The sequence below is a fragment of the Xanthomonas sp. NCPPB 901 genome, from assembly GCF_056725085.1.
Genome location: NZ_CM161511.1, coordinates 25,082 through 46,585, shown reverse-complemented (window position 1 = coordinate 46,585; position 21,504 = coordinate 25,082). Strand labels below are relative to the sequence as shown.

Below are 21,504 nucleotides of genomic sequence, written 5' to 3'. Positions count from 1 at the left end.
GGCTAAAGCCGCTCCCACAGTGCAGTACCGCACATGTGGGAGCGGCTTTAGCCGCGACGCGCGGTGCCCGCACATGCGATGACGTGCGTACGAAGTCGATGGCTGTCAGGCATCGCATCGCATTTGCCTCCAGGGCTGCCATGCCCAGACACCCATTGCTGCCACACCACGCGCAGCGCGCATGGCGCTGCGGCACATTGCCTGTTTCATCTCGCTCCTTTGCGATCGGCGCGCACCATGCAGCGCGCGGCGATCTCCCTCCCCGGCCCGCGAGTATGCGGGCAGCGCGGGGTTGCCGATGCCGCAGCGCGGCACCGGCGAACGCACGCCTCAGAACTTGTAGCGCACCCCGATCGCGTACTGGCGGCCGGTCTCGCTGTAGGTCAGCGGCAGCTGCGCGCCGCCCGCGCTGGTCTGCACCCACTCGTAGTACGGCACGTTGGTCAGGTTCTGCCCTTCCAGGCTGATGTCGATCTTCTCGTCGATCTTGTAGGTCAGCTTGGCGTCGACGACATTGGTGCCGCGCATGCCGTGCATGTCGAAGCCGGTCTCGGTGGCCGGCACCTGGGTCAGGTAGCCGTCGCGGTGGGTCAGCGACACGCGGCCGCTGAAGCGCTCGCCTTCGTAGAACAGCGTGGCGTTGTACGCATTCTTCGACAGGCCGGTGAGGTCGGTGTTGAACGACAGCGCGCCGCTGCCGGTGACGTACTGGATCTTCGACTGCACGTAGGTGTAATTGAGCTGGGTGCCGAAATTGGCCCACTTGCCCGGCAGGAAGCTGAAGGGCTGGATGTAGTTGAACTCGGCGCCCTTCAACTTGCCGCCCGGCGTGTTGAGCGGCACGCTGAAGACGAAGTCGTCGCTGGCCGCCGCGCCGGTGCCGTCGAGCAGGCTGACCGGCAGGCCGCTGCTGGAATACGGGGCGATGGTGCGCGCGGTCTGCACGAAGCTGTCGATGTCCTTGTAGAACAGCGCCAGGCCCAGCATCGCGCCTTCCTGCAGGTACCACTCGAAGCCGAGGTCGGCGGTCTTGGCGCGGATCGGATCCAGGTTCGGGTTGCCGCCGCTGACCGTGCGCGCGCCGCCGGCCACGGCGACGGTCACGCCCGGGGTCAGGCTGCCCAGGCCCGGCCGCGTCATCACCTTGGCGGCGCCGAAGCGGATCAGGAAGTCCGGGGTGATCTCGGCGACCAGGTTCAACGACGGCAGGGTGTCACTGTAGTCGCGCTCGACCGTGGTGTTGATCAGGTTCGCGCCGACCAGGGCGTAGCCGGTGGAGGACTGGTTGGTCTTCACGTAGCGCACGCCGATGTTGCCGGAGAACGGGATCGCGCCGATGTCGAAGGCGAAGTCGCCCATCAACCACGCGCCGCGGTCCTTCTCTTCCACGCTGCGGGTGTTGACCGCGCGCTCGGCCAACGCCCAGGTGCCGTTGCCGCTGTAGATGTCCAGCGCATCGGCGATGCCGTTGAGGTCGGGCACGGCCCAGTTCGACGGCGTGCCCTCGATGCCCTTCAGCCCGGCCAGCGCGACCAGGTCGGTGGGCACGATGCGGTTGCCGGTGGCGAAGGCCGGCACGCTGGTCTCGGAGGCGCGGCGGAACTCCTTGGTGTCGAAGCCGTAGTTCTTGGCCAGCACGCCGCCCTTGAGGGTGAAGTTCGGGCCCAGGTTCCACTCGAAGTTCAGCGAGCCGGTGTCGAAGTCGTTGTTGGCCGACTGCGGGCGCATGCGCACTTCGGCCAGGGTCCAGCCGGTGGCGGCGGTCGGGTCGATGCCGTAGTTGAACACCGGCGAGGTGTAGCTGTTGCGGTAGTCGTAGCTGTAGCCGGCGACGTTGTTCTTGTCCATGATCACCGTGGTCTGGATCGGGTTCCGGTGCTTGGAACTGGAGGTGCCGATCTCGCCGGTGATCTTGAAGGTGTCGCTGAAACGGTGCTCGCCGCTCAGGGTGAGCTGCTTGAAGACCGTGTTCCACTCGTCGTGGCGGTTCTCCGAGCGGATGTCGACGTTGTCGAAGCGGCCGTACAGCAGCGCGCCGGAGGCCGGATCGACGTAGCCGTCGCGCACGATCATCTCCGGCTTGCCGTTCTGCGAGCGGCCGCGGCTGAAGCTGATCGCCTCGATGTAGTGCTCGTCGCGCTTGGCGTCGATCTTCGAGTACAGCCCGTCCAGCGAGAACTCGGTGCTGTCGCTGGGCTTCCACTGCAGCGAGCCGGTCACGCCCAGGCGGTTCTGCTTGTGCTCCATCTGCGTGTAGCGCGGGATGCGCGGGCTGAACACGTTGGCGCTGTTGGCCGCGGCGAACGGCGAGGTGGGGCTGTAGCCGTTGTTGCTGGGGCCGTTGGCCCAGCGCGTGGTGCCGCTGCCCTCTTCCAGCACCTGGCGCTCGGAATAGGCCACCGACATCAACGCGCCGAAGGTGCCGTCGGCCCAGGTGTTGGCGACCAGCGCGGCGATGCGCGGGTCGGCCTTCTCCGACATGCCGTTGTAGGTGGCCTGGCCGTTGGCGGCGAAGGTGAAGCCGTCGTAGTCGAACGGCCGCGCGGTGCGCAGGTCCACGGTGGCGCCCAGCGAGCCTTCTTCGACGTCGGCCGAGGCGGTCTTGCGCACCACCATCTGGGTGAACAGGTCCGAGGCGAACACGTTGAAGTCGAAGCCGCGGCCGCGGTTGGTGCCGCCGCTCTGGTCGCTGGCGCCAACCGTGGTCAGCGCCTCCATGCCGTTGATGCGCACGCGGGTGAAGTCCGGGCCGAGGCCGCGCACGGAGATGTTGCGGCCTTCGCCGGCGTCGCGGGTGATGACCACGCCGGGGATGCGCTGCAGCGACTCGGCCAGGTTGGTGTCGGGGAACTTGCCCACGTCCTCGGCGACGATGGCGTCGACCATGCTCTTCTCGGCGCGCTTGATGTCCAGCGCCTTCTCCACGCTGGCGCGGTAGCCGGTGACGACGACGGTATCGAGCTCGGTGGTGGCATCGGCGGAGGCCGTGGCCGGCGCCTGCGCCGGGGCTTCCTGCGCCTGCAGGGCGCCGGCCTGCAGGGCCAGGCCGATCGACAGCGCGAGCAAGGTAACCGGTGTCTTCCGGCGTTCGGTACGTGATTGCATGTCCTCCCCTCCCAAGGGTTACATGACGGCGTGGAACTGCGGGCGTTGTCGCGAATGACACCGCTAGTCAAAAACAACGTTAACAGTTGCGAAACATCGCGGCATCTTGCAGCGCAACAGAGTACCAACTCGCCCAAGGGTCTTTTTAGTCAATGACATAGCGCAGGATCGCGACCGCGGACAGTGGCGAAAGGCCTGGCTGCGCACAAAATGACACCGATGGTCAGTTCATCTGGCCGACGCGCGCGTTTCACGGCATGCTTGGCGTCCCTTCGGCCGCCCGGACCCGCCCCGCCATGACCGCATCCCGCTTCGTCTGCTTCGGCGAACTGTTGCTGCGCCTGGGCGCGCCCGGCCACGAACGGCTGCTGCAGACGCCGCGGCTGGAGGTGCAGGTGGGCGGTGCCGAGGCCAACGTCGGCGTGGCGCTGGCGCATTTCGGCCATGCCGTCTCCGTGGTCAGCGTGCTGCCGGACAACCCGCTGGGCCAGGCCGCGGCCGGCGAACTGCGGCGGCATGGCGTGGACACCGGCGGCATCCGCTTCGTGCCCGGGCGCATGGGCCTGTATTTCCTCAGCACCGGCGCCGGGCACCGGCCCAGCGAAGTCACCTACGACCGCGCAGGCTCGGCCTTCGCGCAGGATGCCGGCGACCGCCACGACTGGCCGACGCTGCTGCAGGGCGCGCAGTGGCTGCACCTGTCCGGGGTGACCCCGGCGCTGGGCGAGCCCGGCGCGGCGGCGGCGCTGGCCGCGGCGCAGGCGGCGCGCACGGCCGGGGTGCGGGTGTCGTTCGACGGCAACTACCGTCCCAAGCTGTGGGAGGCCTGGCACGGCGACGCGCCGGGCATCCTGCGACAGCTGCTGGCCCAGGCGGACGTGCTGTTCGCCGACCACCGCGACCTGGAGGTGGTGCTGGGCCACCGCTATCCGCAGGACAGCGTGCAGGCGCGGGTGGAGGCCGGCGCGCGCGACGCCTTTGCCGCGTTCCCGCAGCTGCAGACGATGGCCTGCACCCAGCGCGTGGCGCACAGCGTGGACCGGCACAGCCTGGGCGCGATGCTGCTGCGCCGCGACGGCGGCGTCGCGCACGCGCCGGCCGAGGAGCTGAGCGGCATCGTCGACCGCATCGGCGGCGGCGACGCCTTCGCCGCCGGCGTGCTGCACGGGTTGAGCCAGGGGTGGGACGACACCGCCACGATCCGCTTCGGCCTGGCCGCCGGCTGCCTCAAGCACTCGCTGCCCGGCGACGTGCTGGCGCTGAGCGAGGCCGAGGTGCAGGCCTGCGTGGGGGCGACGCGGTTCGATGTGAGGCGGTGAAAGGCCGGGATTGGGGAATGGGGAGTGGGGAATCGTAAAGGCGCTGGCGCTGCGGGTTTCGCGGCGCGGGGCAGCGCTGCGGTATGGAACCGACTCATTTCCCGACGCGGGTTTTGTCAACGCACGCATCGCCGCTTCGCTTGTCGCGGCTGAAGCCGCTCCTACAAGCAAAAGCTGCTGCAGGGATGGCTGGGGTCTTTGTGGGAGGGACTTCAGTCCCGACGCGGTTCGGTCAACGCGCGCATTGCCGCTTCGCCTGTCGCGGCTGAAGCCCTCGCCTACAGGGGAAGCCGCCGCACGGATGGCTGGGGTCTTTGTGGGAGGGACTTCAGTCCCGACGCGGTCTCGGCCAACGCACGCATCGCCGCTTCACCCGCGACCGGCAATCGAACGTTGGCGATGCGCGGGGCGAGCGCTATGGCACACATGTCGCTGCTTCGGTGGTGCGGACAGCGTCGCTAATCCACGGTACGGCCTTGGTCTGCCTCAACTGCACAGCCCTCGCCTGCCATCGCTTCGGCCACCACCAGAAAAGAAAACGGCCGACATCGCTGCCGGCCGCATCTTCTGTGCGGGATCAACACGACTCCCGAATCCCCGCCCCTCAGAGCTCCACGCAATCGAAGGTCACGTCCGGATCGACGTCGGCGTCGTAGTCCACGTCCTGGCGTTCGAAGCCGAACAGCTTGAGGAATTCGTGCTTGTAGCCGGCGTAGTCGGTGAGCTGGAACAGGTTCTCGGTGGTCACCTGCGGCCACAGCGCCTTGCAGGCGTCCTGCACGTCGTCGCGCAGTTCCCAGTCGTCCAGGCGCAGGCGGTTCTCGTCGTCGGTGGCGGCCGGCTGGCCGTCCTCGCGGTACAGGCGCTCGCGGAACAGGCGGTCGGCCTGTTCGATGGTGCCTTCGTGCAGGCCCTTTTCCTTCATGATCTTGTAGACCATGGAGATGTACAGCGGCATCACCGGGATCGCGGCGCTGGCCTGGGTCACCACCGATTTCAGCACCGCCACGTTGGCCGTGCCGCCCTGCGGCTGCAGGCGCGCGTGCAGGCGCTGCGCGGTCTGGTCGAGGTCGACCTTGGCCTTGCCCAACGCGCCGTGCCAGTAGATCGGCCAGGTGATCTCGGTGCCGATGTAGCTGAAGGCGACGGTGCGCGCGCCCGGGGCGAGCACGCCGGCGGCGTCCAGCGCATCGATCCACAGCTCCCAGTCCTGCCCGCCCATCACGGTGACGGTGTCGGCGATCTCCTGCTCGGTGGCCGGCTCGATCGAGGCTTCGATGATGGTGTCCTTGTTGGTGTCGATGGCGGTGGCGGTGTAGGTCTGGCCGATCGGCTTGAGCGCCGAACGCTTCACTTCGCCGGTGCTCGGCAGCTTGCGCACCGGCGAGGCCAGCGAATACACCACCAGGTCGACCTGGCCGCCCATGTCCTGCTGGATCAGCTCGATCACCTTCTCGCGCGCCTGATCGGAGAACGCGTCGCCGTTGATCGACTTGCTGTACAGGCCGGCAGCCTTGGCCTGCTTGTCGAAGGCGGCGGCGTTGTACCAACCGGCGGTGCCGGCCTTCTTGTCGCTGCCGGGCTTTTCGAAGAACACGCCGAGGGTGGCGGCGCCGAAGCCGAACGCGGCGGTGATGCGCGAGGCCAGGCCGTAGCCGCTGGACGCGCCGATCACCAGCACATTCTTCGGGCCATCGTGGCGCACGCCGCGCGCGCGCGTGGCGGCGATCTGCTCGAGCACGTTGCGCTCGCAGCCGAGCGGGTGCGTGGTGGTGCAGATGAAACCGCGGACTTTCGGATGGATGATCAACGTGAATTCCTCGTCGGCACAATGCCCGCGGCATCTTAATGTCTGCGGCGGGCATGCAGAAGTCCCGGCGGCAGCACACGGCAGGGTATGGAGCGTGTTTTGGGGGTAAGCGCGCGCGTTGGGGTGGCGTCGCGTCGCGACTGAAGTCGCTCCCACAAAGGGCGGCGTCGCGGCGGCGGAGGTGGTGCTAGCGCGAGGGGAGTGGCGCTGATCGGCGAGCCGCGCGCCGCGGCATCGGCTGTCGCGGCTGAAGCCGCTCCTACGAGCCATGCAACAACGCTGGCGTGGGGGATCGGCTCGTGTGGGAGGGACTTCAGTCCCGACGCGCTGTCGGTGATGGAGCGTGGTGTGGGGGTAAGCGCGCGCGCGTTCGGAGGGTGTCGCGTCGCGACTGAAGTCGCTCCCACAAAAGGCGGCATCGCGGTGGCGGATGCTGTGCTGGCGGGAGGGGGAAGAGCGCTGATCGGCGAGCCGCGCACCGCGACGTCGGTTGTCGCGGCTGAAGCCGCTCCTACGGTATGGGTACGGTGCCGCCGGTAAGACGGTGCCGCCATGTCGGATGGAGGCAGTGTGGGAGGGACTTCAGTCCCGACGCGCTGACGGCGGATGTCTCCGCGATACCGCCTGCGGGCGCATCAGATGATGCGCAAGGTGATCGCCTTGAGCACGGCGCGGGTGCGGTCGCGGGTGCCGAGCTTGTCGAGGATGGTGGAGACGTAGTTCTTCACCGTGCCCTCGGCCAGGAACACGCTGCGCGCGATCTCCTTGTTGGAGTAGCCGCCGGCAAGCAGGCGCAGGATCGCCACTTCGCGTTCGTTGAAGGTGTCGCGCGGGGCATCCTCGTCGCGGTAACGGTAGCGCGCGCGCACCGGGTCGGTGCTGACCGGCTGCAGCAGGGTCTCGCCGGCGGCCACGCGCGCGATCGCTTCGCGCAGATCCTCCGGCGCGGCGTCCTTCAGCAGGAAGCCCTGCGCGCCGGCGGCGGTGGCGCGCAGCAGCAGGTCGGACTCGTCGAAGGTGGTGAGCAGCAGCACCGGCGTGCGGTCGCCCCGCGCGCGCAGCTGCTGCAACGCCTGGATGCCGTCCATGCCCGGCATGCGGATGTCGCTGAGCACCACGTCCACCGGCGTCGCCGCCACCGCGTCGAGCAAGGCCTGGCCGTCGTCGGCCTCGCAGGCGACGGCGATGCCCTGGGTCTGCAGCAGCGCGCGCAGGCCGGCACGCACCAACACCTGGTCGTCGGCCAGGGCGATCCGCAGCGCGCTCACAGCGGCAGCCTCGCGCTCAACTGCATGCCGCCGTGCGGCGTGCGGCCCAGTTCCAGGCGCCCGTGCAGCGCCGCCAGGCGTTCGCGCATGCCGGCGATGCCGTTGCCTTCGCGGATGCGCTCGGCGCGGTGGCCGTCGTCCTCGATATCCAGGCACAGCTGCTGCCGGTCCTGGCCCAGGCGTACCCGCACGTGCGCGGCATCGGCATGCCGCGCGGCGTTGGTCAGCGCTTCCTGCACCAGCCGCAGCAGGGTCTCGGCCAGGTGCGGATCGGTGATGCGCAGCGCCGGGTCGATCTGCACCTGCAACTGCGGCCGCGGGAACGGCGCGGCCAGGGCGCACAGCGCCGTCTCCAGGTCCACGCCACGTTCGTCGCGCAGCGACTGCACCACCGCGCGGATGTCGGCCAGCAGCTCGCCGGACAGCCGCTCCACCGTCGCCACCTCGGCGCGTGGCGCCAGCGCCGGATCGGCCAGCAGCAGGCGCAACTGGATGCGCATGGCAGTGAGCTTGTGCCCGGCCACGTCGTGCAGTTCGCGCGCCAGGCGCAGGCGCTCGGCATCGCGGGTGCTGTCGGCGAGCAGCGCGCGGGTGGCCAACAGGTCGGCGTTGACCCGCGCCAGCGCCTCGCGCGCCAGCTCGGCGGTGCGCGCGTAGTGCGCGCTCAGGCCGGCGAAGGCATGGAAGCCGGCGTAGATCAGCGTGGTCAGCAGCGGGTGCCGGATCCCGGCGGCGGACAGCGCCAGGAACGTGCCCAGGTTGGCCAGCACGGCCAACAGCAGCACCTGCCGCGGCGGCCATTGCAGCGCCACCTGCGCGACCACCACCACCAGCAACACCGGCGCGGTGCCGACCTGCGGCTCCAGCCAGACCAGGGCCATCGCCGCGACGGCTTCGAGCCACAGCGCGGCATCGCGCCAGCGCGCGGGCAGATAGTGCGCGCCGAGCAGCGGCAGCAGGAACAGCGTCGCCGCGATCCAGCGCCAGGCCGCCTGGGCATGCGGCGCGAACTGGAACGACCACAGCACCGTGGCCACGGTCAGCAGCCCGGCCAGGCGCTTGGGCTCGATCAGGTCGCGCAGGAATCGGTTCATGCGGCCGATGCTGACCGCCGGCCAACCCCGCGGCAATGGGGCGGGCAAAGAAAGTGACTTCCGGCAGGCCGACGCGGTGACCAGCGGCCACTGCCGCGCCACCACGATGGCGGCACACTGCGTCCATGCCCTGCTGCGTCCCCGCCGATCGGCGCGCAGGATGGGCCCGGTTCATCCGCCCTGCCACGCAATGCGGCGTACCTGCCGCCACGAGGACGTCGCCATGCCCCTGACCCTGCACCATCCGGATCTGTTGTTCCTGCTGCTCGGCCTGGGCTGGGGCGCCTACGAACTGCTGCTCAGCCACCGCCGCCGCGCCGCCGACGGCGGCGCCCGCGACCAGGGCACGCTGCGCCTGCTGTGGCGCGTGCTGTACGCCGCGGTGGCGCTGGGCGTGCTGCTGTCGATGCTCGGCGTGTGGCGCTATGCGCCGCACCTGCGCGAACCGCTGCGCTGGCTGGCCTGTGCACTGCTGGCCGGCGGGCTGGCGCTGCGGCTGTGGTCGATCCGCGTGCTGGCGCGCTGGTTCACCGTCGACGTGACCATCCAGGAAGGCCACCGCCTGGTCCGCCACGGGCCGTACCGCTATCTGCGGCACCCCTCCTACACCGGCGCGCTGCTGGCGTTCTACGGGCTGGCGCTGGGCATGGGCAACGTGCTGTCGCTGCTGGTGATCGTGCTGCCGGTGACCTGGGCGTTCCTGCGCCGCATCCGCGTCGAGGAGGCGATGCTGACCCAGGCCTTTCCCGAGGAGTACCCGGACTACGCCGCGCACAGCTGGCGGCTGTTGCCGTGGGTGTGGTGAGTCCGCGCCGCTCGCCGCAGCCGTTAACTCCAATTGGTATTACCAATAATCGCAAGCATCGCGTTGAAGTGATTGACGTCGTCTGAGTTCAGGCGCCTAATGCCGCTGCATCGCTTCCCCCTCCGCGAATTGGTATGACCAAACGTTCCATCGCCACCAGCGCGCCGGCGGCCGCCGAGCCCCCTGCCCGGCTCAGCGACCGGGTCGCCGCGCAACTGCGCACGCTGATCGCGCAACGCGGCCTGGCGGTCGACGCGCGCCTGCCCGCCGAGCGCACCCTGGCCGCGGAACTGGGGGTCTCCCGCCCGGTGCTGCGCGAAGCCATCGCCCAACTCGCCAGCCAGGGGCTGCTGCGCGCGCGCGCGGGCGGCGGCACCTACGTGCAACGGCCGCCGACCCCGGAGGACCAGGTGGTGGCGCCGCTGCAGCCGTTCCTGCCGCTGCTGCACGCCGACCCGGAATACCGCTTCGACGTGCTGGAGGCCCGCCACGCCCTGGAAGGCGCCACCGCCTGGCACGCGGCGCTGCGCGCCACCGACGAGGACCGCGCGCGCATCGACGCGGCGTTCGAGGCGCTGCTGCAGACCCATGCGCAGGCCGATGCGGCGGCCCAGGCGCACGCCGACGCCGATTTCCACCTGGCGATCGCCGAAGCCACCCACAACCGCGTGCTGCTGCAGGTGATGCGCGGCCTGTTCGACCTGCTGCAGGCCAACATCTCGCAGAGCCGGCAGCAGCTGTTCGCCTCGCCGCGCATCTTCGCCGCCCTGCACGCCCAGCACCGCGCGCTGCGCGACGCGATCCTGGCCGGCGACCCCGAGCGCGCCCGCGCCGCCGCGCACGCCCACCTGGAATTCGTGCACAGCGCGCTGCGCACCCTCGACGAGGACGATGCGCGCCGCGCCCGCGCCTCGCGCCTGCCCTCCTCTCCCTGACCGGCCTGCCCCGCATGATCATTTCCGCTTCCACCGACTACCGTGCCGCCGCGCAGCGCCGGCTGCCGCCGTTCCTGTTCCACTACATCGACGGCGGCGCCTATGCCGAGCACACCCTGCGCCACAACGTGTCCGACCTGAGCGACATCGCCCTGCGCCAACGCGTGTTGCGCGAGGACATGTCGGCGCTGGACCTGCGCACCGAGCTGTTCGGCGAACCCCTGGCGTTGCCGGTGGCGCTGGGGCCGGTGGGCCTGACCGGCATGTACGCGCGCCGCGGCGAGGTGCAGGCGGCGAAGGCGGCGGCAGCCAAGGGCGTGCCGTTCACCCTGTCCACGGTGTCGGTGTGCCCGATCGAGGAAGTGGCGCCGGCGATCGACCGGCCGATGTGGTTCCAGCTCTATGTGCTGCGCGACCGCGGCTTCATGCGCAATGCGCTGGAGCGGGCCAAGGCGGCCGGCGTCACCACCCTGGTTTTCACCGTGGACATGCCGGTGCCCGGCGCGCGCTACCGCGATGCGCACTCGGGCATGAGCGGCCCCAATGCGCCGCTGCGGCGCATGCTGCAGGCCGTCACCCACCCGCGCTGGGCCTGGGACGTGGGCCTGCGCGGGCGTCCGCACGACCTGGGCAACATCTCCACCTACCGCGGCCATCCCACCGGACTGGCCGACTACATCGGCTGGCTCGGCGCCAACTTCGACCCGTCGATCACCTGGAAGGACCTGGAATGGATCCGCGAATTCTGGTCCGGGCCGATGGTGATCAAGGGCATCCTCGACCCGGCCGACGCGCGCGATGCGGTGCGCTTCGGCGCCGACGGCATCGTCGTTTCCAACCACGGCGGGCGCCAGCTCGACGGCGTGCTGTCCAGCGCGCGGGCGCTGCCGGCGATCGCCGATGCGGTGAAGGGCGAGCTGAAGATCCTGGCCGACTCCGGCGTGCGCAACGGCCTGGACGTGGTGCGCATGCTGGCGCTGGGTGCCGACGCGGTGCTGCTCGGCCGCGCCTTCGTCTACGCGCTGGCCGCGGCCGGCCAGGCCGGGGTGGAGCATCTGCTGACGCTGATCGAGAAGGAGATGCAGGTGGCCATGACCCTGACCGGCGCCAAGTCGATCGCGGCGATCTCGCGCGATTCGCTGGCGCAGGTGACGCGCGAGGCGATGGTCTCGGCGTAGGCCGCCGCTCTTCCTGAGCGGCGCGGCGCTGGCGTGTGCGGGTGGCAAGCGCGCGCAAGGAAGCAGGCGACCATCCCCGCCCTGGCTGTGACGCGACGGTGTCGAAGACGGGGCCATAGGCGCGCAACCATGGCTCCCGGGATTGGCATCGGCCCATTCACCGCCGATGCCGCACGGCGTGGCCCCGACGTCGCGTCAGGCGCCGCGCAACGCCACGGCAGCGGCGCGGCGGGCGAACACGACACGGCTGCCTGGGACAAGACGACGCACCCGGGCGCCGCCGTGACCCGCCTGCCCTACCCCGCCTTGCGCCGCGCCGGCGCCTTGCGCGCGGCCGGCTTGGCCTTGGTCGCCGCCGGCTTCGCGCGCGTGGCCTTCTTCGCCTTGCCGGCCGCCGCCTTGGCCGGCTTGGCCGGCTTGGCCGCCTTCTTCGCGGTCTTGCGCACCGGCACGCTGGCGTCCTGCCTGGCCGGCGTGCGCTTCTTGGCATCCAGGCTCTTCTGCAACAGCGACATGAAGTCGACCACGTTGGTGGCGGCGTCCTCGCGCTGCGGCGCCTCGGCGTCCTCGTCGACCTGGGTGGTGCCCTCCTGCGCCTCGATCCGCTTCTGGATCACCGCATGCAGGCGCTCGCGGAACTCGTCGTGGTAGGCATCGGGATCCCAGCGCCCGGACATCGAGTCGATCAGCTGCGCCGCCATCTCGGTTTCCTTGGCGCTGATCCGATAATCGGCGGCCTTGCCGCTGGGCAGCGTGTAGTCGTCCAGCTCCACCAGTTCCTGCGGATAGCGCAGCAGGATCAGCACCAGCGCGTCCTGCAGCGGCATCACCGCGGACAGATACTCGCGGGTGCGGATCACCACCCGCGCGATGCCGACCTTGCCGGTGTTGCGCAGGGTCTCGCGCAGCAGCACGTAGCCCTTCTCGGCCTTCTTGCCCGGCACCAGCACGTAGGGCTTCTCGAAGTAGCGCAGGTCGATCTCGGCGGCATCGACGAAGGCCTCCACTTCCACCGTCTCGTGGCTTTCCGGCGCGGCCGAGGCGATGTCCTGCTGCTCGACCACCACGTAGTTGCCCTTGCTGTATTCGTAGGCCTTGACGATGTCCTTCCACGGCACTTCCTCGCCGGTGTCGGCATTGACCCGCTCGAAGCGGATCGGGCGCTTGTCGCGCGCGTCGAGCATGCGGAAGTGCAGGTCGATCCGGCGTTCGCCGGACATCAGCGACACCGGCACGTTGAGCAGGCCGAAGGACAGCGTGCCGGTCCAGATCGGGCGCGGCATCAGTGCGGCTCCGCGCCGGTCGCCTGCGCCGGCAAGTGGTCCAGTGCCTGCCAGGCGTCCTCGACCACCTGCCGCGCCTGATCCCAGTCCAGCCGCGAGTCGCCGCGCACCAGGTCCCAGTGCGCGGCCAGCTCGCCATCGGTCTCGGCCTGCGGCCCGCGCGGCCAGCCGCTGGCGTGGGTCTGCAGGGCGAAGGCGTAGGCCGGGCACAGGTCGCGCCACGGCGTGCGATGGCGGGCACGGCGCTGGCGGTAGTCGGCCAGGCTGTAGCGGCGGTAGTCCGGCGCATCGTGCGGGCGCGGCGCCGCGCCACGGCGATGAGGCGGCGGGACGCTCGGCAACGGATCCAGATGGGCGTTGAACAGCAGCGGGTCGGGGCGGTCGCTGGGGCGCATGGCAAGGCTCCGGGCGGCAACGGCGGCGGGGGGGGATCGGCAGCAGTAGCGCCGGGGCCGTTAGCGATGCGTGACCGCGCCGTGCAGGGTGCGCGATTCGCAGTGGCTTCACCGCTGCGGGGGTGAACTGGACCTCCGCCGTACTTCCCTGGAGGAACCGGACATGTCCACGCCCACCGATCCGCTGCGCCACGCGGCGCCCATCCCCGGCGAACAGCGCGGCAAGCGCGAGACCCAGCGCAACGAAGACCGCGGCGCCGGCGACCGCCCCGAGACCATCGTCGAGCAGGAACCGCGCACCGGCGAAAACCGTCCTGCCCCGCAGGACACGCCGGTGCATTCCACCCCCGACACCGCGCACGCGCGGCACGCCGACGCCAACCAGGACGAAGCGCTGGAAGAGACCTTCCCCGCCAGCGACCCGGTCTCGCCGTTCGTGCCGGCGAAGCCGCCAAAGTGAGGCGACGGTATCGCCGCTGCGCGAAACACCTCCCCTGCCCTAGGAGCGGCTTCAGCCGCGACCGCGTCGCCACCGGGGCCACCCGTCGCGGCTGAAGCCGCTGCTGCGGCTGCATGCAGCCACCTGCGTCCGCGACTACACCTTCCCCGCCGCCTCCAGCGCGGCGTACTCGCTGTCCTCGAACAACCGCGAACGCACCAGGAAGCGCACGCCCTCGCCGTTCTCCAGCGAGAACATGCCGCCGCGGCCGGGCACGACGTCGATGATCAGCTGGGTGTGCTTCCAATAGGCGAACTGCGACGGGCTGATGTAGAACGGCGCCTGGCCGATCTCGCCCAGCAGCACGTCGCGGTCGCCGACGATGAAGTCGCCCTGCGGGTAGCACATCGGCGAGGAACCGTCGCAGCAGCCGCCGGACTGGTGGAACAGCAGCGGCCCATGCCGCGCCCGCAGCCGCGCGATCAGCTGCAGGGCCGGCAACGTCGCCAGCACCTGCGGCGGCGGTGCGGCAGCGGGCGCGTCCATCAGGCGGCCATGTCCAGCACGATGCGGCCTTCGATCTTGCCGGCATGCATGCGCGCGAACACATCGTTGATGTTGTCCAGGGTGTCGGTGGCCACCGTCGCGGCGACCTTGCCCTGCTCGGCGAACTCCAGCGACTCCTGCAGGTCCAGGCGGGTGCCGACGATGGAGCCACGCACAGTCACGCCGTTGAGCACCATGCCGAAGATGTCCAGCGGGAACTGGCCCGGCGGCAGGCCGTTGAGCGAGACGGTGCCGCCGCGGCGGACCATGCCGATGGCCTGCTCGAACGCCTTCGGCGAGACCGCGGTGACCAGCGCGCCGTGCGCACCGCCGATTTCCTTCTTCAAGTACGCCACCGGGTCGGTGGTGCGCGCATTCACCGTCACCGTCGCGCCCAGGCGCGTGGCCAGCGCCAGCTTGGCGTCGTCCACGTCCACCGCGGCCACGTTCATGCCCATCGCCTTGGCGTACTGCACCGCCATGTGGCCGAGGCCGCCGATGCCCGAGATCACCACCCAGTTGCCGGGCTTGGTGTCGGTGACCTTCAGGCCCTTGTACACGGTGACGCCGGCGCACAGGATCGGCGCGACCTCGACGAAGCCGATGTGCTTCGGCAGATGGCCGACGTAATTGGCGTTGGCCAGCGCGTACTCGGCGAAGCCGCCGTTGACCGAGTAGCCGGTGTTCTGCTGCGTCTCGCACAGGGTTTCCCAGCCGCCCAGGCAATGCTCGCAATGGCCGCAGGCCGAGTACAGCCACGGAATGCCGACGCGGTCGCCCTCCTTCACATGGTCCACGCCGGCGCCGACCGCCACCACATGGCCCACGCCCTCGTGGCCGGGAATGAACGGCGGGTTCGGCTTCACCGGCCAGTCGCCTTCGGCCGCGTGCAGGTCGGTGTGGCACACGCCGCAGGCCTCGATCTTGACCAGGATGTCGCCGGCCTGGGGCCGCGGCACCGTCACTTCCTCGATCGCCAGCGGCTTGCCGAACTCACGTACCACGGCGGCTTTCATCGTCTTGTCCATTGCAACGCTCCTGAGAGAAAACGGGTGATGTCACCATCGCGCGACCGGCGACGGATTGCCTTGATCCAGATCAGTTGCCGGGCCAGGCGGGGACACGCCGCAGGCGTGCCGCCGCCCCGCCCCGCGCGTCAGAAAAAGCCCAGCGCCTTCGGCGAGTAGCTGACCAGCAGGTTCTTGGTCTGCTGGTAGTGGTCGAGCATCATCTTGTGGTTCTCGCGGCCGATGCCCGACTGCTTGTAGCCGCCGAACGCGGCATGCGCCGGATAGGCGTGATAGCAGTTGGTCCACACCCGCCCGGCCTGGATCGCACGGCCCATGCGGTACAGCCGCGCGGCATCGCGGCTCCACACGCCCGCGCCCAGCCCGTACAGCGTGTCGTTGGCGATCGCCAGCGCCTCGGCCTCGTCCTTGAAGGTGGTCACCGACACCACCGGCCCGAAGATCTCCTCCTGGAAGATGCGCATCTTGTTGTGGCCCTTGAACACCGTCGGCTTGACGTAGAAGCCGCCGGCCAGCTCGCCATCCAGCGCGTTGCGCTCGCCGCCGATCAGCACCTGCGCGCCTTCCTGCTTGCCGATGTCGATGTAGGACAGGATCTTCTCCAGCTGCTCGCTGGAGGCCTGCGCGCCGACCATGGTGTTGGGATCGAGCGGGTTGCCCTGCTTGATCGCCGCCACCCGCTTGAGCACCTTCTCCATGAAGCGCTCGTAGATCGATTCCTGGATCAGCGCGCGCGACGGACAGGTGCATACCTCGCCCTGGTTGAAGGCGAACAGCACGAAGCCTTCCACCGCCTTGTCCAGGAAGTCGTCGTCCTCGGCCATCACGTCGGCGAAGAAGATGTTGGGCGACTTGCCGCCCAGTTCCAGCGTCACCGGGATCAGGTTCTGGCTGGCGTACTGCATGATCAGCCGGCCGGTGGTGGTCTCGCCGGTGAAGGCGATCTTGGCGATGCGCGGGTTGCTGGCCAGCGGCTTGCCCGCTTCCAGGCCGAAGCCGTTGACCACGTTGAGCACGCCCGGCGGCAGCAGGTCGCCGATGACCTCCATCAGCACCAGGATCGAGGCCGGGGTCTGCTCGGCCGGCTTCATCACCACGCAGTTGCCGGCGGCCAGCGCCGGCGCCAGCTTCCAGCACGCCATCAGCAGCGGGAAGTTCCACGGGATGATCTGCCCGACCACGCCGAGCGGCTCGTGGAAGTGGTAGGCGATGGTGTCGTGGTCGATCTCGGAGATGCCGCCTTCCTGCGCGCGCACCGCGCCGGCGAAGTAGCGGAAGTGGTCCACGCACAGCGGCACGTCGGCGTTGAGCGTCTCGCGCACCGGCTTGCCGTTGTCCCAGGTCTCGGCATAGGCCAGCAGTTCCAGGTTCTGCTCGATGCGGTCGGCGATCTTCAGCAGCACGTTGCTGCGCTCGGTGCTGGAGGCCTTGCCCCAGGCGTCCTTGGCCGCGTGCGCGGCGTCGAGCGCGGCCTCGATGTCCTCGGCGTTGGAGCGCGCCACCGAGGTGAACACCTTGCCGGTGATCGGCGTGCTGTTGTCGAAGTACTGCCCGCTCTTCGGCTCCACCCACTTGCCGCCGATGAAGTTGCCGTAGCGCGACTTGAAGATGGACTGCGGATCGGTGGCGTGCGGCTTGGCGGTGCTGACGGCGTTCATCGTGTTCTCCTTCGACGGTCGGAAAGGACGGGCAGGGCCGTCCGGTAGCGGCATATGCGCAAGTCCGATGCCAGGTTTTGCGTGCTGCGCCGCGTCACGCGGTCGCACCGCGACACGCCGTCGCACCCCTGCCCGTTTTGCTGCGTCGCATCACATCTTTCGATTGCACCGCGCCAACGGATGTGCTGTTTATCGGAACACCCGTATCAACAGGTGTCGCAATCTGCGACAGCGGAGCCGGACATGGCGCAGCAACCTTCCCAACATCAACTCGGCCTGGCCCGCCGCGCGTTCTTCGAACGCGGCGGCGCGCCGGTGGGGCAGGTGCCCGACACCATCCTGCAGTCGTGGCAGCGCTGCCAACGGCTGGGCCTGGCCGCGGACGCGAAGCCGGCGATCGAGCCGCTGGAAGCCTCGCGCCTGCGCGCCCTGCGCGAGGCGCACGAGCGCCTGTGGCGGCTGGCCCGCGCCGAGTTGGAAGGCCTGGCCGGCGACGCCGCGGCCACCGGCAGCATCGTGCTGCTCACCGACGAGGCCGGTTGGATCCTCGACGCCGAAGGCAGCCCGCGCTTCCTCGACAAGGCGGGCAGGGTGGCGCTGATGCCCGGAGCGTGCTGGAGCGAAACCCAGGTGGGCACCAACGCGATCGGCACCGCCATCGTCGAAAGCCGCTCGGTGGAAGTGCGCGGCGGCGAACACTACTTCGCCCCGCACCAGATCCTCAGTTGCGCGGCGGCGCCGATCTTCGATCCGTACGGGCACCTGGCCGGCGTGCTCGACATCTCCGGCGACGCCAGCGTGCAGCACATGCATGCGCTGGCGCTGGCGCGGATGGCGGTGGCCAACATCGAACATCGCTACTTCGACGACGGCATTCCCGGTTGCGAGCTGCTGCGCGTGCACCACGACCCGGCGCTGCTCGGCACCGCGCGCGAAGCGCTGCTGGCGTTCCGCAACGGCCGCCTGGTGGCGGCCAACCAGGCCGGGCTGCGCCTGTTCGGGCTGGAGCGCCACGAACTCGGCCGCGCGCCCTACGAAGCGCTGTTCGAGGAACCGCTGTCGCGGCTGCGCCAGCAGGGCAGCGTGTTCGACCTGCAGGGGCGGGCGCTGCACGGACGCATCGACAGCCCGGCCGACGACCGCCCGCGGCGGCGCCCGCAACAGGCGCCGATCACCGTCACCGCGTCGCGATCCTCCGCGGCGGCGGCATCCGACGCACCGCTGTTCGACGCCGCACAGGAGCTGGCGCTGGAGCGCGCGTGCCGCGTGCTCGACGCGCAACTGCCGGTGCTGGTGCAGGGCGAGACCGGCACCGGCAAGGAAGTGTTCGCGCGCGAACTGCACCGGCGCAGCGCGCGCGCCGGGCGCCCGTTCGTGGCGGTCAACTGCGCGGCGCTGCCGGAAGGGCTGATCGAGGCGGAACTGTTCGGCTACGAGGACGGCGCCTTCACCGGCGCGCGCAAGCACGGCAACCCGGGCCTGCTGCGCCAGGCCGACGGCGGCGTGCTGTTCCTGGACGAGATCGGCGACATGCCGCTGGCCCTGCAACCGCGACTGCTGCGCGTGCTGCAGGAACGCGAACTGCTGCCGCTGGGCGGCGGCAAACCGGTGAAACTGGATTTCGCGCTGATCTGCGCCACCCACCGCGACCTGGACGCGGCGATGGCCGAACAGCGCTTCCGGCCCGACCTGTACTACCGCATCGCCCATCACTGCGTGCAGGTGCCGCCGCTGCGCGCGCACCCGGACCGGCGGGCGCTGGTCGGCGAGCTGTGGGCGCGGCTGGGGCAGGGCAGGCGCCTGACCGAGGCGGCCCTGGCGACGCTGAGCGCCTACCCCTGGCCGGGCAACCTGCGCCAGCTGGTGGCCTGCCTGCGCACGCTGGTGGCGCTGAGCGAAGCGGATGCGCTGGTCGATGCCGACGCCCTGCCGGCCTATCTGCCCGGCATCCGCGTGGCGGAGCAGGGCGGCAACGGCGGCGCGGTGATGCCGTTGCCCGATGCCGACCTCGACAGCCTGGCGCTCGGCGCCATGCGCCAGGCATTGGATGCCTGCGACGGCAATGTGTCGCAGGCCGCGCGCCGGCTGGGCATCAGCCGCAGCACGCTGTATCGGCGGCTGCAGTTGGGGACGCACTAACGGGGCGCGACGCCACGCTGGTTCCGGCGTTGGTGCGCGGCAAGCGGTCTCTGCCGATCTCCGACACTCTGGGCGTCAGCTGTCCTGCAGCCGCGACGAACAGCGCTTGCTGCTACCCGACCCTGTAAGGCGTCGGGACTGAAGTCCCTCCCACAGTGCACCCAGCCACGTATCGCAAGTCCCGGCTGAAGCCGCGTGTGTCGAAGCGGGTCTAGCGTTGTAGGTGAGAGCGGAGTGCGGCAGGTCGTGACGCGGACGAATGCAGCCCCTACAACGAACCGCCCGCGCGGACTTGCCGCTCAGTGCGGCAAGTCCCACTGCAACCCGACCGTGTAGCTGCGGTCGGGGCCGGGCTCGTAGTAGCGGCCGTTGCCGTCGTTGACGATGACCGAGCCGATGTAGCGGCGGTCGAACGCATTGTCGATGCGCGCGAAGGCGCGCAGGCTGCCGTGCGCGGTGGTCCAGCGCCGCGCCGCTTCCAGGTTGAGCAGCGCATAGCCGGGCGCGGCCTCGCTGGCCAGGTCGTTGACCACGGTGTCGCCGGCGGCCACGCCTTCCACCGCGAACTGCCAGGCGCGCGGCTGCCACTGCCAGCGCGCGAACAGTTGCTGCTGCGGCACGCCGGGCAGGCGCGTGCCGGCGGCCACCACCGCGGTGGGCGTGGCGCAGCCGCTGCTGGCGCAGGTCAGGTAGGCCTGGCGCACCGTCGCCTGCAGCCAGGTGTAGGCCAGTTGCAGTTGTGCGCTGTCGCCCAGCGGCAGGGTCAGGCTGGTCTCGGCGCCCTGGCGGCGGGTGCGGCCGATGTTGCGGTAGGTGCTGCGGCCGTTGGTGTTGCTGGCCACCGCCAGTTCGTCGTCGGTGCTGGCGCGGAACAGCGCCGCGTCCCAGCTGGCGCCGGCGGCGTTGCGCCACTTCGCGCCCAGTTCCAGGTTCTGGCTGCGCGCCGCGGCCAGGTCCAGCGCCAGGCCGGCGCCGCCGTCGCGGCGATAGCCCAGTTCGTTGAAGGTCGGCGTCTCGAAGCCGCGCCCGGCCGAGGCGTAGAGCCGCAGGTCGTCGGCGACGCGGAACACCAGCCCGGCCACCGGCGTGGTCGCGGCATAGTCGGTGCGGCCGCTGTCGTCGGGATTGCGGCCGACGATGTAGGCGTCTTCCGAACGGAAGCGCACCTGGCTGTGGCGCAGCCCGGCCAGCAGCGACCAGCGCTCGGCGAACTGCCACCAGGCCTGGGCGAACTGGTCCACGTTCTCCACCCGGTCCTGCTGGTCGCGGCGCAGGCGGCCCTTCACCCCGAGCGTGCTGCCGACGAAGTTCTCGTAGCCGGTGCGGTGCTGTTGCTGGCGGTCGGCATTGGCGCCGACGGTGAACTGGAACGGGCGGCCGCCCAGCTGGCCCTGCCAGGCCCAGCGCGCGTCGAGGCCGCCATAGTCGCCGTCCAGGTCGATCACGCCGCCGGCGTTGAGCGGATTGCTCTGCGCGCCCACCGGCACCGAGAGGTATTGGGTGACATCGCGGCGCCCGGCGTAGCCCATCAGCCGCCAGGTCTGCTGCTCCACCTGCTGGGTGAAGATGGCGCCGGCCTGCACCTGGCGGGTGGACTTGCGGGTGTCGAACTGGCTGGCCGCGGCGGTGGCCTGGCGCGGGTCGGCGGCGGCCTGGGCGCGGCTCAGGCCCAGCGGATCCTGCGCATCGGGCGCCTCCAGCGCGTTGAGCAGCAGGTCCAGGCGCCGCCCGGGCGCCAGGTCGATGCCGATCTTGGCGTTGAAGGTGGTGCGCTGCGCGTGGCTGTGGTCGCGGTAGCCGTCGGTGCTGAAATGGGTGGCAGCAAGGTTGTAGTGGACATCGCCCTGCTGGCCCAGCGCCTGCGCGCTGAGGACCGCGGTGCCGTGACTGCCGATCGCGCTGCGCAGCCGCCACGGATCGCCAGGCTGGCCGTCGGCGCTCCACAGCTGCACCACGCCGCCGGAGGAGTTGCCGTACAGCGCCGAGAACGGCCCGCGCAGCACCTCGACCCGCTCGCTGCCGAACAGGTTGAAGTTGGACAGCTGGCCCTGGCCGTCCGGCATCGTCGCCGGGATCCCGTCCAGCAGCAGGCGCACGCCACGCACGCCGAACGCCGAGCGCGCGCCGAAGCCGCGGATCGACAGCTGGGTGTCCTGCGCATAGTTCTGGCGGTCGCGCGCGAGCAGGCCGGGCACCCCGACCAGGGCCTCGGACGCCTGCGCGCCGAGGCGGTCGCTATCGCCCAGGTCGGTGCTGGTCAGCGACGCCGGCAGGTCGAAATCGGCCAGGCCGCCGACGCGGGCGGCCTGGACCTGCAGCGCCGGCAGGGTGGTCGCGGGTTCATCGGCGGGGGCGGCGCGGAGCAGGGGCGGCAGCGCCAGGGCGCAGGCCCCGCAGAGCAGGGCGGAGAGCAGGGGAGCAGACATGCGCCATCATCGCCGATGTGGCGCCGGGCCGCACCCGGCCAAGCGCGACAGCGTTTGTTACGATGAGGCGTTTGAC

General features: G+C 70.3%; 16 protein-coding genes. 6 read left to right on the top strand and 10 right to left on the bottom strand.

The genetic code is table 11. From position 1 onward, the window contains the following. Nucleotides 1–330: 330 nt before the first annotated feature. A complete protein-coding gene (locus AC1PME_RS00200; protein ID WP_481096936.1) occupies nt 331–3,105 on the bottom strand; it encodes a TonB-dependent receptor in 2,775 nt (924 codons plus the stop codon). A 296-nt stretch (nt 3,106–3,401) separates the two neighbouring features. Here AC1PME_RS00200 and AC1PME_RS00195 point away from each other — a divergent pair, with 296 nt between their 5' ends. Next, nucleotides 3,402–4,424, top strand: coding sequence for a PfkB family carbohydrate kinase (locus tag AC1PME_RS00195; RefSeq protein WP_481096935.1), 1,023 nt, complete (start codon nt 3,402–3,404; stop codon nt 4,422–4,424). 604 nt (nt 4,425–5,028) lie between these two features. Here the strand turns inward: AC1PME_RS00195 and fabV are convergent. The 3 genes from fabV to AC1PME_RS00180 form a co-directional block, all read right to left on the bottom strand. After that, the gene (fabV, locus tag AC1PME_RS00190) at nt 5,029–6,234 is read right to left on the bottom strand and encodes an enoyl-ACP reductase FabV (RefSeq protein WP_481096934.1); all 1,206 of its coding nucleotides are present in this window, start codon (nt 6,232–6,234) and stop codon (nt 5,029–5,031) included. Nucleotides 6,235–6,869: 635 nt separating this feature from the next. After that, nucleotides 6,870–7,502: a response regulator transcription factor gene (locus AC1PME_RS00185; protein ID WP_254459729.1), complete on the bottom strand. Its 633-nt coding sequence runs from the start codon at nt 7,500–7,502 to the stop codon at nt 6,870–6,872. Next, nucleotides 7,499–8,596 carry a sensor histidine kinase gene (locus tag AC1PME_RS00180; protein ID WP_254459728.1) on the bottom strand — a complete coding sequence of 366 codons (1,098 nt, stop codon included), beginning with the start codon at nt 8,594–8,596 and terminating at the stop codon, nt 7,499–7,501. The genes AC1PME_RS00185 and AC1PME_RS00180 overlap by 4 nt, the downstream gene beginning before the upstream one ends. Before the next feature lie 223 nt (nt 8,597–8,819). Between AC1PME_RS00180 and AC1PME_RS00175 the strand changes: the two genes are divergently transcribed. From AC1PME_RS00175 to lldD, 3 genes are all read left to right on the top strand, one after another. Further along, entirely contained in the window at nt 8,820–9,401 is a 582-nt protein-coding gene (locus tag AC1PME_RS00175) for a methyltransferase family protein (RefSeq protein WP_254459727.1), read from the top strand. Between the two features lie 134 nt (nt 9,402–9,535). Further along, a complete protein-coding gene (gene lldR / locus AC1PME_RS00170) occupies nt 9,536–10,336 on the top strand; it encodes a transcriptional regulator LldR (RefSeq protein ID WP_481096933.1) in 801 nt (266 codons plus the stop codon). Between the two features lie 14 nt (nt 10,337–10,350). Next, nucleotides 10,351–11,514 (top strand): FMN-dependent L-lactate dehydrogenase LldD, encoded by a 1,164-nt coding sequence (lldD, locus tag AC1PME_RS00165; RefSeq protein ID WP_481096932.1) that lies wholly within the window; start codon nt 10,351–10,353, stop codon nt 11,512–11,514. Between the two features lie 296 nt (nt 11,515–11,810). Here lldD and ku read toward each other — a convergent pair whose 3' ends face one another. Continuing rightward, nucleotides 11,811–12,797, bottom strand: coding sequence for a non-homologous end joining protein Ku (ku, locus tag AC1PME_RS00160; RefSeq protein WP_481096931.1), 987 nt, complete (start codon nt 12,795–12,797; stop codon nt 11,811–11,813). Next, entirely contained in the window at nt 12,797–13,192 is a 396-nt protein-coding gene (locus AC1PME_RS00155; RefSeq protein ID WP_254459723.1) for a hypothetical protein, read from the bottom strand. Before AC1PME_RS00155 ends, ku begins: the two co-directional genes overlap by 1 nt. A 163-nt stretch (nt 13,193–13,355) precedes the next feature. On the opposite strand from AC1PME_RS00155, the gene AC1PME_RS00150 reads away from it, so the two are divergent. Further along, nucleotides 13,356–13,652 carry a hypothetical protein gene (locus AC1PME_RS00150; RefSeq protein WP_481096930.1) on the top strand — a complete coding sequence of 99 codons (297 nt, stop codon included), beginning with the start codon at nt 13,356–13,358 and terminating at the stop codon, nt 13,650–13,652. 135 nt (nt 13,653–13,787) lie between these two features. On the opposite strand, the gene AC1PME_RS00145 is transcribed toward AC1PME_RS00150, so the two are convergent. The 3 genes from AC1PME_RS00145 to adh all read right to left on the bottom strand — a co-directional run bounded on the left by AC1PME_RS00145 (nt 13,788) and on the right by adh (nt 16,863). Then, complete coding sequence (locus AC1PME_RS00145) at nt 13,788–14,177, bottom strand: DUF779 domain-containing protein (RefSeq protein WP_481096929.1); 390 nt, start codon at nt 14,175–14,177, stop codon at nt 13,788–13,790. Next, nucleotides 14,177–15,205, bottom strand: coding sequence for an alcohol dehydrogenase AdhP (adhP, locus tag AC1PME_RS00140; RefSeq protein WP_254459720.1), 1,029 nt, complete (start codon nt 15,203–15,205; stop codon nt 14,177–14,179). The genes AC1PME_RS00145 and adhP overlap by 1 nt, the downstream gene beginning before the upstream one ends. Before the next feature lie 128 nt (nt 15,206–15,333). Further along, nucleotides 15,334–16,863, bottom strand: a complete 1,530-nt coding sequence (gene adh, locus AC1PME_RS00135) for an aldehyde dehydrogenase (RefSeq protein WP_254459719.1) — start codon at nt 16,861–16,863, stop codon at nt 15,334–15,336. 243 nt (nt 16,864–17,106) lie between these two features. On the opposite strand from adh, the gene AC1PME_RS00130 reads away from it, so the two are divergent. After that, nucleotides 17,107–19,002 (top strand): sigma-54-dependent Fis family transcriptional regulator, encoded by a 1,896-nt coding sequence (locus AC1PME_RS00130; protein ID WP_481096928.1) that lies wholly within the window; start codon nt 17,107–17,109, stop codon nt 19,000–19,002. Nucleotides 19,003–19,301: 299 nt separating this feature from the next. Here the strand turns inward: AC1PME_RS00130 and AC1PME_RS00125 are convergent, their stop codons facing one another. Continuing rightward, nucleotides 19,302–21,428 carry a TonB-dependent receptor family protein gene (locus AC1PME_RS00125; protein WP_481096927.1) on the bottom strand — a complete coding sequence of 709 codons (2,127 nt, stop codon included), beginning with the start codon at nt 21,426–21,428 and terminating at the stop codon, nt 19,302–19,304. Nucleotides 21,429–21,504: the final 76 nt, after the last annotated feature.

Bases quoted from the DNA above. Each gene is read 5' to 3' on its own strand.
- lldD (WP_481096932.1), top strand. From the start codon at position 10,351: ATGATCATTTCCGCTTCCACCGACTACCGTGCCGCCGCGCAGCGCCGG.
- AC1PME_RS00200 (WP_481096936.1), bottom strand. From the start codon at position 3,105: ATGCAATCACGTACCGAACGCCGGAAGACACCGGTTACCTTGCTCGCG.
- lldR (WP_481096933.1), top strand. From the start codon at position 9,536: ATGACCAAACGTTCCATCGCCACCAGCGCGCCGGCGGCCGCCGAGCCC.
- AC1PME_RS00125 (WP_481096927.1), bottom strand. From the start codon at position 21,428: ATGTCTGCTCCCCTGCTCTCCGCCCTGCTCTGCGGGGCCTGCGCCCTG.
- AC1PME_RS00175 (WP_254459727.1), top strand. From the start codon at position 8,820: ATGCCCCTGACCCTGCACCATCCGGATCTGTTGTTCCTGCTGCTCGGC.
- AC1PME_RS00195 (WP_481096935.1), top strand. From the start codon at position 3,402: ATGACCGCATCCCGCTTCGTCTGCTTCGGCGAACTGTTGCTGCGCCTG.
- AC1PME_RS00180 (WP_254459728.1), bottom strand. From the start codon at position 8,596: ATGAACCGATTCCTGCGCGACCTGATCGAGCCCAAGCGCCTGGCCGGG.
- AC1PME_RS00145 (WP_481096929.1), bottom strand. From the start codon at position 14,177: ATGGACGCGCCCGCTGCCGCACCGCCGCCGCAGGTGCTGGCGACGTTG.
- AC1PME_RS00130 (WP_481096928.1), top strand. From the start codon at position 17,107: ATGGCGCAGCAACCTTCCCAACATCAACTCGGCCTGGCCCGCCGCGCG.
- AC1PME_RS00150 (WP_481096930.1), top strand. From the start codon at position 13,356: ATGTCCACGCCCACCGATCCGCTGCGCCACGCGGCGCCCATCCCCGGC.
- AC1PME_RS00155 (WP_254459723.1), bottom strand. From the start codon at position 13,192: ATGCGCCCCAGCGACCGCCCCGACCCGCTGCTGTTCAACGCCCATCTG.
- adhP (WP_254459720.1), bottom strand. From the start codon at position 15,205: ATGGACAAGACGATGAAAGCCGCCGTGGTACGTGAGTTCGGCAAGCCG.
- ku (WP_481096931.1), bottom strand. From the start codon at position 12,797: ATGCCGCGCCCGATCTGGACCGGCACGCTGTCCTTCGGCCTGCTCAAC.
- adh (WP_254459719.1), bottom strand. From the start codon at position 16,863: ATGAACGCCGTCAGCACCGCCAAGCCGCACGCCACCGATCCGCAGTCC.